This is a genomic window from Pseudomonas sp. MWU13-2517, assembly GCF_023242545.1.
GTDB lineage: Bacteria > Pseudomonadota > Gammaproteobacteria > Pseudomonadales > Pseudomonadaceae > Aquipseudomonas.
In genome coordinates, this window is record NZ_JALMFA010000010.1 from 202,120 (window position 1) to 215,777 (window position 13,658).

A 13,658-nucleotide genomic window follows, 5' to 3' on the forward strand; every position below is an offset into this window, starting at 1 on the left:
TGATTGGTGTTCAGCAAAGGTCTGGTCTGCTATTATCGCCAGCCTTTGTTGATACCAGTTCGCAATTTGCGCTGAAGCGGTCCAAGCCATGATTAAACAACGCACCCTGAAGAATATTATCCGTGCAACAGGTGTAGGTCTGCACTCCGGGGAGAAGGTATACCTGACCCTCAAACCTGCACCTGTCGACACCGGCATCGTGTTTGTTCGTGCCGACCTGGACCCTGTGGTGCAGATTCCTGCTCGCGCGGAAAACGTTGGCGAAACCACTATGTCGACCACGTTGGTCAACGGTGACGTCAAAGTGGATACGGTGGAGCACTTGCTCTCGGCCATGGCTGGCCTGGGCATCGATAACGCCTACGTCGAGCTCTCCGCGTCCGAAGTCCCTATCATGGATGGCAGCGCCGGACCCTTCGTATTCTTGATTCAATCTGCCGGCCTGGAAGAACAGGACGCAGCCAAGAAGTTCATTCGCATTCTGCGGGAAGTGACAGTAGAAGACGGCGACAAGCGCGCCACCTTCGTCCCGTTCGAAGGCTTTAAAGTGAGCTTTGAGATCGATTTCGATCACCCGGTATTCCGTGACCGCACCCAAAGTGCAAGCGTGGATTTTTCCAGCACTTCGTTCGTAAAAGAAGTCAGCCGCGCCCGTACCTTTGGTTTCATGAGTGACATCGAGTACCTGCGCAAGCACAACCTCGCACTCGGCGGTAGCGTTGAAAACGCCATTGTGGTCGACGCGGATGGTGTACTGAACGAAGACGGCCTTCGCTATGAAGACGAATTCGTGAAGCACAAGATCCTCGATGCAATCGGTGACCTCTACCTGCTGGGCAATAGCCTGATAGGTGAGTTCAAAGGCTTCAAGTCGGGCCACGCCCTTAACAACCAGCTGCTGCGCAAGTTGATTGAGCAGACAGACGCTTGGGAAGTCGTGACCTTCGAAGATGCCAGCACCGCACCGATCTCTTACATGCGTCCCGTTGCGGCGGTGTAAGTAACAACTCTCTTTCTTTAGTTTTGAAAGGCCACCTTCGGGTGGCCTTTTTTTTGCTCAAATTTAAATGCAGTCCAATCCGGGAGGGGGGGTGGCTCCCTTGCACGTTCAAACGGTCGCCGCATCCACGATACGGTTACGGCCTGTGTGCTTGGCCTGATAGAGCGCCTGGTCTGCACTGAGCAACAGCGCTTCCAGCGACATGCGGCTGCGTTTATCCCAAGTGCTCGCACCAATGCTCACGGTAATCGGCTGATCGGCACCGGCTACCCGAGGCAGGTGCTCGACACTGCTACGGATATGCTCGGCAATCACCCATGCACCCTTGGCATCGGTATTCGGCAGCACCACCGCGAACTCTTCCCCGCCATACCGCGCCGCCAGGTCGGCAGGTCGACGGATGTTGTCGTCTATCACCCGGGCGACTGTGCGCAGTGCCTCGTCGCCGCCGTGGTGGCCGTGGCGGTCGTTGAACGCCTTGAAGTGGTCGACATCGATCATCAACAACGTCAGGGGTTCGGTGGTGCGTTGTGCGCGGTCCCATTCCAAACGCAGACGTTCGTCGAGGGTGCGGCGGTTGGCGACCCCGGTCAGGGCGTCGGTGGCTGCCAATTCTGACAGCACCTGCTCGGCGCGATGACGGCGTCCGAGTTCCTTGCTCAGCATCCAGGTCAGCCACAAAAGGCCGGTGCATAGCACCCCGGTGGCGAGGCTGATCAGCACGGTCGCGCGTTTCCATTGGGCAAAGACCTCATCGGTAGACAGCGCCACCGCTACGATCAGCGGCAAGCTGCCGACGCTGGAGAAGGTGTAAAGCCGCTCCTGGCCGTCCACACTGGAAATGCCACGAAAGCTGCCATCCCGCTCTTTGAGCATGCGCGCCACATTGGGGCGTTGGCTCAGGTCTTTGTCGACGATGTCCTGCTCCAGCAACGGTTGTTGCGCGAGCAGGATGCCCCGGTGGTTGATCAGGTTGATGGTGCTGTTACTGCCGATACTCAGGCTGCTGAACAACTGATGGAAGTACGACAGGCGCATGGAGGCCACCGCAACACCCTGGAAACTGCCGTCCGGTGCGGTAAGCCGGCGACTGAACGCGATGCGCCATTGGTCATCGCATACGCAGCGCGCCGAAAACGGTCGGCTGATATACAGGCCTGAGTCAGGGTGCGTACGGTGCACTTGGAAATAGTCACGATCAGCGAAATTGCCCGCCTTGGGGACGAGCAATGAAGAGTCGGCGATCACCTCGCCATCTGCGTCCAGCAGCAGGATATCGCCCTTGTACGGTGCCGCAGCGGAGCGGTCGAACAGCACCAGGTGCCGGATGTTCGCGGAAACACCCTGCAAGTCACTGCGTTGGGCGGCGGCGATCAAACCTTGGAGGGCCGTGTCATAAAGCTCGACGTTGCGCAGTACATCGGCATCGATGAGTTGTGTGATGTTGTTCGCCGTGCGCGTGGCGGTTCTCAGGGTATTGCCGTGCTCTCGAATCAGCAGTGCGGTGACGATCGCCACGATCAGCATGACAGTGAGGACGCTGCCCAGGATCAACAAACGTTCCGGGCGACGTGTGGGGCGTGAGGGGCTCGGGCTCATCGGGCTGACTTCTGTTTCCTGGATGCCAATAGCGTAGTACGTGCAGGCATTTGCAGGGTACAGGTTGCTGGTGAGTGATCAAGCTCAGAGCAGGCCGGCGTCTACAATTCGATTACGCCCCGTGTGCTTGGCTTCGTAGAGCGCCTGATCGGCCCCGAGCAACAAGGCTTCCAATGAAAGGCGGCTGCCTTTATCCCAGGTGCTCATGCCGATGCTCACGGTAATCGGCTGCTCGGCGCCGGCCACCAGTGGCAGACGCTCGACACTGCTGCGGATATGTTCGGCAATCACCCAGGCGCCTTTGACGTCGGTATGCGGCAGCACCACCGCAAACTCTTCCCCGCCGTAGCGTGCAGCCAGGTCGGCCGGGCGACGGATGTTGCTGCCGATTACCTGGGCGACCGTACGCAGCGCCTCATCGCCACCGTGATGACCATGGCGATCGTTGAACGCCTTGAAGTGGTCGACGTCGATCATCAGCAGCGTCAGCGGCTCGGTCGAGCGTTGTGCGCGGTCCCACTCCAGTTGCAGGCGCTGGTCGAGGATACGGCGGTTCGCCAGGCCGGTCAGGGCGTCGGTGGCGGCCAGTTCCGACAGCACTTGTTCGGCGCGATAGCGGCGGCGCAGTTCCCGGCGCAGCATCCAGGTCAACCATAACAAGCCGATGCACAGTACACCGGTGGCGCCACTGGTCAGCAGTGCGGCACGTTTCCAGGGAGCGAACACATCCTCGCTGGACAGGGCCACCACCACGATCAGCGGCAGCTCGCCCACCTTGGTGAAGGTGTACAGGCGCTTTGCCCCGCTGAGAGTGGAGACCGCCTGGAAACTGCCTTCACCCTCGCGCATGATGCGTTTGAAATTGGGCCGATCGCTCAGGTCCTTGTCGATCATGTCGCTTTCCAGCAGTGGCTGCTGGGCCAGGAGAATGCCTTGGGTGTTCAGCAGGTTGACGCTGCCGCTATTGCCGATAGTGAGGCGATTGAACAACTGATCGAAATACGCCAGGCGCATGGTCGCCACCGCCACGCCGAGAAACTCGCCATTGGGGCCTGATACGCGGCGGCTGAATGCGATACGCCAGACTTGGTCGCAGTCGCAACGGATCTTGAACGGGCGACTGATGAACAGCCCAGCCTGGGGATCCTCTTTCTGCGCCTGGAAGTAATCGCGCTCGGCGAAATTGCGCCGCGTCGGGCGCAGGGTCGAGGAGTCGGCAATCACCGCGCCATTGGCATCCAGCAGCAGGACTTCGCCTTTGAAGGGGGCCGCATTGGATTGATCAAACTGCACCAGGTGCTGGATAGCCGCAGGGGCCTGCGTCAAATCCTTGCGCGAGGTGGCTGCGATCAATCCCTGCAACGCAAGGTCGTAGAGTTCGACATTACGCAGCACATCGGCATTGATCAGTTGGGTGATGTTGGTGGCCATGCGCTTGGCCGCCTGCAGGGTGCTGGCGTGTTCGCGGCTCAGCAACACCGTGACGATCACGACAATCAGGATCACCGTCAGGCTACTGCCCACAATCAGCAGCAGCTCCGAGTGGACAGGCAGTTTACGATTGCGGGGTTGGCTCATCGCGCAGACTTCAACAGGAAGATGCTGGCAGTTTAGTTCTGCACGATGAAAATTAAATCATTGGTTAATAAGAAAAGTGTGTGGTCAGAATACGTTGATCGGGTAATCCACGATCACTCGGTATTCATCCACATCCCGGTCTACCGCCGAGTAGCCATCGCCACCGCGGTTGGTCGCCCATTGCAGGCGCACGGCTAGGTTCTTGGCCTTACCGCCCTGCACGACGTATTTCAGGTCGATGTCACGTTCCCAGTGCCTGGCGTCTTTACCCTCGGCGCTGTACCAGGCGCTGTAGCCGCGGCTGTTGGGGTCGACCTTGGTCAGGTCGGTTTTACCGCTGATATACGATACGGCAGAGGTCAGGCCGGGCATGCCGAGGCCGGCAAAGTCATAGGCGTACTTGAGTTTCCATGAGCGCTCGCCAGGTCCGTTGAAGTCCGAGTACTGCTGGGAGTTGTCCAGGTAAATACTGTCGCCCTGGGTGATGTAGTCGAACGGTGTATTGCCGTTGACCCGCTGGTAGGCGGCAGTGACGCTGTGATGGCCGATGCCCACGGTGAAATGCAGGCTGTAGGTGTTGTTGTCGATGTTGCCCAGCAACGACTGCCCCGTGTCCTGGGTGTGATAGTAGTGCAGGCCAGGGTTGAGGCTGACCAGGTCGTTCAGCGCGTAGGTGTAGTCCAGGTCGTAGTAGTACTGGTGCCAGACATCTTTGAGCTCGGAAGCGTATAGATTGCTGGTCAGTCCCGGGACACCGCTGAACGATACGCCGGCCCAGTTCAGGTGCTGGCTGTCGGCGTGGTCCGGCAGGGTGCCGTAGCTGGTGCCGATACGGCGGTGGCCGCTCTGGTTGTAGAGCTTGGTGAAGCTGGCCTGGCCACCTTCAAGCATCCAGCCATCGAAGCTGTGGTTGGTCAGGCTTACGCCACGGAAGGTTTGCGGCAGCATACGGGTCATGCCGCCGGCGATCACCGGGTTGTTGAGGAATAAATCGCCGGCCTTCAGCTCGGTGTCGAATGCACGCATTTTCAGGGTGCCGCCAGCGGTGGAGAACGAACCGGGGGCTTTGCCGTTGCCGCTGCCGTAAGGAAGGATGCTGGAGCCGTCGGTGCCGCCGCCGCCGTCAAGCTTGAGGCCGAGCATAGCGTTGAGGTCCAGGCCGAAACCGAGCGTGCCCTCGGTGTAGCCAGACTCGAAAGTGCCGATAAAACCCTGGCCCCATTCCTTGCTGTCATCGGTGTGAATGTCGCGGCGGTCGCGGTTCATGTAGTAGTTGCGGGTGTTGATGTTGAGGTGCGAGCCTGCCACGAATCCCTCTTGCGGGGTGGCGTCCGTTGCATGGGCGAGAGGGGTGATCGTTGCTGCAATGGCAATGAATAGCGGGCTGAATATCAGTGAAGTTTTCACCGGTGGAGCTCCTTTGGTCAATCATTAACGGCCAATGTCGTAGGGAGTGCCTGGCCTTTTTTAGCGCAAAAAAAAGCCGCTGAAGTCAGCGGCTTTAAGACGAATTCCCAGTGTAGAGCCCTGGAAATAAGTCGAGGGAAATTCGGGTGAGCGTTAAGCTGTCTTTGCCGTCGCGCTCATCGGTGCGTCAAAGTAACGCAGGCGAGCGATGCGATATAGAGTGTAACAAGATAATGACTGTTGCCCAAACCGCAACAGTCAGGTTTGGATGACGGTGTGTCCATTCAGACGGGCAGGGTGATACCGAAGGTATTGCCACCGCCCTCGCTGCGTACAAACACATCTCCACCGTGCATCAGCGCAATCGCCTTGACGATAGCCAGCCCCAAGCCATGATTGGCCCCGCTGTTGCTGCGGGACGCGTCCACCCGATAGAAGCGTTCGAACAACCGTGGCAAGTGCTCGCCGGCTATCTCATCGCCAGGGTTGGTCACCGCAATCGTCACCTGATGCGCTTGCTGTTCAATGATCACGTCGATGATCTGCCCCGGCGCGGTGTGCTGCACCGCATTGCTCAGCAGGTTGATCAGCGCCCGGCGCAGATGGGCCTTTTCGATATGCACCAAGGCATCGCCACGTACCTGCACGTTGACCTGGGCGTCTTCGAGGATGAAGTCCAGGTAGTCGAGGGTGGTCGCCACCTCATCGGCCAGTGAGCTTTCAATCAGTTTGGTTGCCTTGCTGCCCTGGTCGGCGCTGGCCAGGAACAGCATGTCATTGATGATCGAACGCAGGCGTTCCAGCTCTTCAAGGTTGGATTGCAGCACCTCGAAGTAATGCTCCGCCGAGCGTCCTCGTGTGAGCGCGACTTGGGTTTGACCGATCAGGTTGGTCAGCGGCGAACGCAATTCGTGGGCGACATCGGCGTTGAACGATTCCAGGCGCGAGTAGGCCTGTTCCACCCGGTCGAGGGTGGAGTTGAACGAGTTGACGAACTGGCTCAGTTCCGGCGGCAGCGGTGATAACTGCAGCCGTCCGGAAAGTTTTGGCGGCGCAAGCTTCTGCGCTTCATCCGAGAGCTTGCCCAAGGGTTTGAGCCCGATGCGTGACACCCAGAACCCCAACAGGGCTGCCAGCATCACGCCGACGAAGGCCAGGCCGATCAGGGCCATCAACAACTGGTGTTGGGTGGCGCGGAAATTCTCGGTGTCGATGGCAATCATGAAGCGCAATGGCGGGCGCTGTTCCTTGGCCGGGAATTGGCTCACCAGCACTTTGAACGGGTACTCATGCCCCGGCAGACGCAGGTCACGCTTGCCGGTGGGGCCGGCGGCGAAGGCGCGAATCTGCGCATCCGGTGCACCGTATTCATAGTTGGGGTCACTGCTGACCACCCAAAACCGGATGCGTTTGTCTTCCTCACCCAACAGCTTGAGTTTGGCGGTGATCTTTGCCCAATGGTCCGGCGTACCGAAGCGTGTCACCGAGGACTCCAGCACGCTGTAGCGTGCATCCAGCTCGGCGCCGGGCAGCAAGCCCAGGCCACGGTCCACCTGCTGGTACAGCGCGCCGCCGATCAGTACGAAGATCAGCAGCGCCACCAGGGTGAACATGCCGCTCAGGCGCAGGGCGATAGAGTTAGCCACCACTTTGGTTTTCCAGCATGCGGCTCTCCAGCACATAACCCATGCCGCGAATGGTGTGCAGCAGTTTCTGTTCGAACGGTCCGTCGAGCTTGGCGCGCAGGCGTTTGATTGCAACTTCCACCACGTTGGCGTCACTGTCGAAATTGATGTCCCAGACCATTTCCGCAATAGCGGTCTTGGACAGAATTTCCCCCTGGCGTCGTGCCAATACACTGAGCAACGAGAACTCTTTCGCCGTGAGGTCCAGGCGTATGCCATTGCGGCTGGCCTTGCGGCTGATCAAGTCGATCCACAAGTCGGCGACGGTGACCTGTACAGGCTCATGCCCGCCACTGCGGCGGGTCAACGCTTGCAGGCGCGCCACCAGTTCCAGGAACGAAAACGGTTTGCCCAGATAATCATCCGCGCCTTCGCGCAGGCCACGAATACGGTCTTCCACGCGCTCGCGGGCGGTGAGCATGATCACCGGCGTCTGCTTGCGCGCACGCAATGCGCGCAGCACACCGAAGCCGTCGAGGCCGGGCAGCATGACGTCGAGCACGATCACCGCGTAGTCATTTTCCAGTGCCAGGTGCAAACCCTCGACGCCTTCGCGTGCCACATCGACGGTGTAGCCTTGCTCTGTCAGGCCGCGGTGCAGGTAATCCGCGGTTTTCTCTTCATCTTCAATAATCAGAACGCGCATGAGCCATTGCTCCAGGACGGGGCCTCAGCCTCAGTGTGGCGTCGCCAGCTCAAGCGCTGGTTTGGGCCGGTGAAAAAACTTCTCGAGGTACAAGTATATGACCGGCGTGGTGAACAGCGTCAGCGCCTGACTCACCAGCAGGCCACCCACCACGGCAATGCCCAGTGGTTGACGCAGTTCGGCACCCGGGCCGGAACCCAGCATCAACGGCACCGCGCCGAGCAACGCGGCGAGGGTCGTCATGATGATCGGCCGGAACCGCGTGACACACGCTTCGTAGATCGCCTCTTGCGGTGGCAGCCCGCGCACGCGCTGGGCTTCCAGGGCGAAGTCGATCATCAGGATGCCGTTTTTCTTGACGATACCGATCAGCAATACCAGGCCGATCAACGCCATGATCGAAAAGTCCTGGCCCAGCAGCCACAGCATGATCAGCGCGCCCAGGCCTGCCGAGGGCAATGTGGAGATGATCGTCAGCGGGTGCACGAAGCTCTCATACAGCACACCCAGAATAATGTAGACCGCCACCAGCGCCGCGAGGATCAGCCACGGTTGGCTGGCCAGCGAACTCTGGAACGCCTGCGCCGCGCCCTGGAACGTACCGATCAACGTTGCGGGCATACCGATTTCATTCTTGGCCTGGTTGAGCATGATGACCGCATCACCCAATGCAACGCCGGGCGCCAGGTTGAACGACAGGTTGGCGGCCGGGAACATGCCGTCATGGCTGATGGACAGCGGCCCGACGCTGGGCGGGTCGACCTTGGCCAGTGCCGACAGTGGCACCATTTCGTTGGTCAGCGGCGAGCGCAGGTAAAAGTAGTTCAGGCTTTCGGCCTTGCCGCGCTGTTGGCTGTCCAGTTCCAGGACCACTTGGTATTGGTTGATCTCGGTCTGGAATTCGTTGATCTGGCGCTGGCCGAAGGCGTCGTACAGCGCCTGGTCGACATCGGTGGCGGTCAGGCCGAAGCGCGCGGCGGCCTGGCGATCAATACTGATGTGGGTGATGCTGCCGCCCAGTTGCAGGTCGTTGGACAGGTCCCGAAAGGCCGGGTTGGCGCGCAGTTTTTCGGTGAGGCGTTGGGTCCAGGTGTTCAGCGTCGGGCCGTCATTGCTCTTGAGGACATATTGGTACTGGGCGCGGCTGGGGCCGGAGCTGAGGTTGATATCCTGGCCGGCGCGCAGGTACAGCACAACGCCCGGCACCTTCGCCAACTTGGGGCGGATGCGGTCGATGAACTGGCTGGCGGACACATCGCGATCACCGCGGTCCTTCAGGGCGATCCAGAAGCGGCCGTTGGCGATGGTCTGGTTGCTGCCGGTCACGCCCACCGAATGGGAAAACGCCTCCACTGCCGGGTCGGCCTTGACGATCTCGGCCAGGGCCTTGTGCTTGGCGACCATGTCCGAGTACGACACGTCGGCCGCCGCCTCGCTGGTACCCAGTACAAAGCCGGTGTCCTGCACCGGGAAAAACCCCTTGGGGATAAACACATAGCCAACCACGGCCAGGGCCAGGGTCACCAGGAAGATCGCCGCCATACTGCGTTGATGTGCCAGGGCGCGGCGCAGATTGCGCGCATAACCGGCCAGCAGGCGTTCGCTGAAGCCGGGTTTGTCTTGGGCGTGGTGGTGCGGCGCGCGCATGAACAATGCGGCCAGGGTGGGCGCCAATGTCAGCGAAACCACCACCGAAATCAGAATGGTCGAGGTGGCCGTCAGCGCAAATTCCTTGAACAACCGCCCGACCACGCCGCCCATGAACAGCAGCGGAATAAACGCCGCCACCAGCGAGAAGCTGATGGACACTACGGTAAAGCCAATCTCGTCTGAACCCTTGATTGCGGCTGCGCGTTTGTCGAGACCCGCTTCCAGGTGGCGGTGAATGTTCTCCACCACCACGATAGCGTCGTCCACGACAAAACCCACGGCGATCACGATCGCCACCAACGTGAGGTTGTTCAGGCTGAAGCCCAGCACATACATCAGCGCGAAACTGGCGATCAGCGACACGCCGAGCACGCTGGACACAATCAGTGTCGCCGACAACTGGCGCAGAAACAACGCCATCACTGCCACCACCAGCAGGATGGCGATCATCAGCGTCACTTCCACTTCATGCAGGGACGCGCGGATGGTCTTGGTACGGTCGGTCAGCACGCTGACGTTGACCGAGGCCGGCAGCATGCCTTCCAGGCGCGGCAGTTCGGCTTGGATACGGTCCACGGTCTCGACGATATTGGCGCCCGGCTGGCGCGAAATCACCAGGTTGACCCCGGGCGTATCGCCTGACCAGGCTTGCACGTAGGCGTTTTCCGAACCGTTGATGACTTTAGCGATGTCACGCAGTTGGACCGGTGAGCCGTTCTTGTAGGAAACGATCAGTTGGCCGTATTCGTCCGGGTGAAACAACTGATCGTTGGTCGACAGCGTCGACACGCTGTTTTCCCCGTAGATGGCGCCCTTGGCCAGGTTCAGGCTCGACTGCTGGATGGCCAGGCGCACGTCGGCGAGGGTCAGGCCGATGGCCGCGAGTTTATCCGGCGAGGCTTGAACACGAATCGCCGGGCGCTGCTGGCCGGTGATGTTGATCTGGCCGACGCCATCGATCTGGCTGATCTGGCGGGCCAGCAGGGTTTCCACGTAGTCACTCAGTTCGGTGCTGGGCATGCTATCGGAACTGACGCTGAGAATCAGCACCGGGCTGTCTGCCGGGTTGACCTTTTTCCAGGTCGGCAGGCTCGGCATGTCCCTGGGCAGTTTGCCGGACGCGGTGTTGATCGCCGCCTGCACTTCCTGCGCGGCGGTGTCGATGCTCTTGTTCAGCGTGAATTGCAGGGTCAAGAGGCTTGAGCCCAAGGCGCTGCTGGAGGTCATCTGGGTCACGCCGGGGATGGCACTGAATTGCACCTCCAGCGGCGTCGCGACCGATGACGCCATAGTGTCCGGGCTGGCTCCGGGCAGGGTGGCCGTGACCTGGATCGTCGGAAACTCCGCTTCCGGCAGTGGGGCGATAGCCAGGCGTGGGAAGGCAATCAGCCCCAGTAGCACCAGGGCGAAGGTCAGCAGCAGGGTGGCAACCGGGTGGTCAACACACCACGCGGAAGGTGAGCGGCTGCCGCTCATGGTTGCACCTGCTTGTCAGCGGTCTGGACCACCTGGGGCGGCTCCTTGAGCACCTCCACCTGAGCCCCCGCCTTGAGCCGCGACTGACCATCGCTGACCAGCACGTCCCCCGCCTGCACACCCTTGATGATGTTGATGTCGCTGTTCTGATAGGCCACTTGCACCGGCACTACTTCGACCTTGTCACCGTTGACCCGGTACACGAAGTGCGAATCCAGGCCACGCTGCACCACGGTCGGCGGCACCACCAGCGCATTTTTGTCCAGGGCGGTCTGGATCTTGATGGTCACCAGTTGCCCCGGCCACAGGCGCTGGGCGGCGTTGTTGAACTCGGCCTTGGCGCGCAGGGTGCCGGTGGTTGAGTTGATCTGGTTGTCGATCAGGCTCAAGTGACCTTCGCCGAGCAACTCGCCGGTCTGGCCGTCGGTGTCGGCGCCCGTATAGACGTCGACTTTGGCCTGGGCAGGCGCGGCGATCAAACCTTGCAGGGTCGGCAGCATTTGCTGCGGCAGGGAAAATTCGACGGCAATCGGGTCGATCTGGGTAACGGAGAACAGGCCTTGGGCATCACTCATACGCAGGAAGTTGCCCTCATCCACGGTACGAATACCTACGCGGCCGCTGACTGGCGAGCGAATCTGCGTGTAGGAAAGTTGTACCTGAGCCGCGTCAATCGCGGCCTGGTTCCCCTGGGCGGTGGCCTTGAGCTGATTGACCAAGGCTTGTTGCTGGTCATAAGTCTGCTTGGATACGCCGTCGTCTACGCTCAATGCCTTGTAGCGCTTGAGGTTGACCAATGCCACCTGCAACTGGGCCTGGCTTTCTCCCAACTGTGCCTTGGCCTGGTCGAGGCTGGCACGGATCGAGCGGTCATCAATGGTCGCCAGCAGGTCACCGGCCTTGACCAACTGGCCCTCCTTGACCAGCAGCCTGGTAAGAATGCCGTCGATTTGCGGGCGAATCACCACGCTGTGCAGCGACAACACCGAGCCGATGCCACTGACAAAACGCGGGACATCCTGTTGTGCAACGCTCACCACACGCACCGGAATGGCAGCCGGTGCGGCCAGTTTGGTCTTGGCTGGCCGGGTCGATACCCAGGCCGCAACCGCCAGCACCAAAAGAACGCCCACCATCAGGACTGTGTTTCGTTTTATTTGCATAGGTGAGGCGCCAGGGCAAAGTATCGGAAGAATGAAAGCACCTTTATAGCCCGTCGACCGGGTCAGCAAAGTGACCGCTGTCTGACAGCGCTGTCAGTTAAGGTCCGACCATTCGTATGACAATAGATAAAGATACGAGGGCCGCAGGTATACTGCTCACCAGTGTGGCCTGCAAGCCGGCCTCACTCCATTTTTTGCCCGCTCCGGAGCTTTCATGACTTCCCCGACCCAACCCCCTGTTGAAGCGACCGACCTCGTTGACTCGGCCAACGCCGACGGCGTTGAAAAGGCCGAGATCCCGGCTTTCAAGTTCCCTTTCAAGCCAGGTGAGTTGGCTGGGGCCAAAAATGCCGGCCAGCCTTGGTACAAGGGCGGTGCCAAGAACGGTCATACCAAGACGCCAGGTATGGCCCCACCGGGTACTCGCCGTTCTATGGGTAAACGTTAAGAGTAAAAAATCGGCAGCATTACCGATCATTGCCTACGCCAATAGCTGAAATTTCGCATTGTAGGCCCGCGGACCTTTCTTGAAAGCTTGCACCGTATCCGCTCCGCTCCGGCTGTTTTTGCCGGGACGGAGTGAGAAGAGGCTGGTTTTTCCGGAAAGGATGTCCCCGTGATACTGAAACAGCTCTGTGTTGTGTTAGCCGTATTGGTGCTGCTCGTGATGTTCAGCACCGCCACCGCCAGTGATCCACCACGCCGCGAAATCCGTTTCGCCGTCGCAGCCCATTTCCCGCCTTTTCAAAGCCGCGATCAGCAAGGCCATCTGGTGGGGCTGAACATCGAATTGGGTAACGCCCTGTGCGTGCAGCTCAATGTGCGTTGTACCTGGGTGGACCAGGTTGTCGTGGAAAATTTCCCCGCCCTTGAAGCCCGACAATTCGATGCGATCATGGGCATCGCGCCTACATCGGCGCGGCGCCAGTGGGTGAATTTCACGGATGATCTCTACCCGATCACTACCCACCTGGTAGCCCGTAAGTCATCGGGTTTGACCCCCGATCGTCGGGCGCTCAAGGGCAAGCGTGTCGGCGTATTGGTGAAGAGTAATCGTGAAGCCTTTGCCCTGTCGCAGTGGGCGCCGGCGGGGGTGATCATCAAGAGTTTCTGGCTCAATGACCAACTGGTTCGCAGCCTGGTCGCCGGCGACATCGATGCAACCCTGCAAGGGAGCGTGGAAATTCGTGAAGCGCTGCTCGACACACCCGACGGCCTGGGCTTCGATTTCCTCGGCCCCGTCGTCTCGGCGCAACTGTTGGGCGACAGCGTGGCGATTGCGCTGCGCAAACCTGATACGGCGTTGCGCAGCGAACTCAACCGCGCGCTCGAACAACTGATGCAGAACGGCGAGTACCGACGCATCCTCCAGTCTTACCATCTCAATGCGCTGCATGCCTGTCCGTGATGGCTGGTGATACCGTCCGCCGCGTTTACGCAGGGATAGCCGACCG

At 60.1% G+C, this 13,658-nt stretch carries 10 protein-coding genes; 3 read left to right on the forward strand and 7 right to left on the reverse strand.

The window, feature by feature from the left end; all coding sequences use genetic code 11:
* Positions 1 to 88 precede the first annotated feature (88 nt).
* On the forward strand, positions 89 to 1,000 hold the full coding sequence (gene lpxC, locus M5B97_RS16575; RefSeq protein ID WP_003171886.1) for a UDP-3-O-acyl-N-acetylglucosamine deacetylase: 912 nt from the start codon (positions 89 to 91) through the stop codon (positions 998 to 1,000).
* A gap of 108 nt (positions 1,001 to 1,108) precedes the next feature.
* On the opposite strand, the gene M5B97_RS16580 is transcribed toward lpxC, so the two are convergent.
* From M5B97_RS16580 to M5B97_RS16610, 7 genes are all read right to left on the reverse strand, one after another.
* On the reverse strand, positions 1,109 to 2,599 hold the full coding sequence (locus tag M5B97_RS16580) for a sensor domain-containing diguanylate cyclase (RefSeq protein ID WP_134658593.1): 1,491 nt from the start codon (positions 2,597 to 2,599) through the stop codon (positions 1,109 to 1,111).
* Positions 2,600 to 2,683: 84 nt separating this feature from the next.
* Complete coding sequence (locus M5B97_RS16585) at positions 2,684 to 4,177, reverse strand: sensor domain-containing diguanylate cyclase (protein ID WP_248732033.1); 1,494 nt, start codon at positions 4,175 to 4,177, stop codon at positions 2,684 to 2,686.
* Positions 4,178 to 4,261: 84 nt separating this feature from the next.
* Positions 4,262 to 5,584, reverse strand: coding sequence for an OprD family porin (locus M5B97_RS16590; protein WP_248732034.1), 1,323 nt, complete (start codon positions 5,582 to 5,584; stop codon positions 4,262 to 4,264).
* Positions 5,585 to 5,868: 284 nt separating this feature from the next.
* Positions 5,869 to 7,233, reverse strand: coding sequence for a heavy metal sensor histidine kinase (locus tag M5B97_RS16595; protein WP_134658587.1), 1,365 nt, complete (start codon positions 7,231 to 7,233; stop codon positions 5,869 to 5,871).
* Complete coding sequence (locus tag M5B97_RS16600; RefSeq protein ID WP_134658585.1) at positions 7,223 to 7,915, reverse strand: heavy metal response regulator transcription factor; 693 nt, start codon at positions 7,913 to 7,915, stop codon at positions 7,223 to 7,225. The genes M5B97_RS16595 and M5B97_RS16600 overlap by 11 nt, the downstream gene beginning before the upstream one ends.
* 30 nt (positions 7,916 to 7,945) lie before the next feature.
* Complete coding sequence (locus M5B97_RS16605; RefSeq protein ID WP_248732035.1) at positions 7,946 to 11,041, reverse strand: multidrug efflux RND transporter permease subunit; 3,096 nt, start codon at positions 11,039 to 11,041, stop codon at positions 7,946 to 7,948.
* Positions 11,038 to 12,204, reverse strand: coding sequence for an efflux RND transporter periplasmic adaptor subunit (locus M5B97_RS16610; protein WP_248732036.1), 1,167 nt, complete (start codon positions 12,202 to 12,204; stop codon positions 11,038 to 11,040). The genes M5B97_RS16605 and M5B97_RS16610 overlap by 4 nt, the downstream gene beginning before the upstream one ends.
* Positions 12,205 to 12,418: 214 nt before the next feature.
* Here M5B97_RS16610 and M5B97_RS16615 point away from each other — a divergent pair, with 214 nt between their 5' ends.
* Together M5B97_RS16615 and M5B97_RS16620 are read left to right on the forward strand one after the other, a co-directional pair.
* Positions 12,419 to 12,652 carry a hypothetical protein gene (locus tag M5B97_RS16615; RefSeq protein ID WP_123714647.1) on the forward strand — a complete coding sequence of 78 codons (234 nt, stop codon included), beginning with the start codon at positions 12,419 to 12,421 and terminating at the stop codon, positions 12,650 to 12,652.
* 168 nt (positions 12,653 to 12,820) lie between these two features.
* On the forward strand, positions 12,821 to 13,612 hold the full coding sequence (locus M5B97_RS16620) for a transporter substrate-binding domain-containing protein (protein ID WP_248732037.1): 792 nt from the start codon (positions 12,821 to 12,823) through the stop codon (positions 13,610 to 13,612).
* The last annotated feature ends 46 nt before the right edge of the window (positions 13,613 to 13,658 follow it).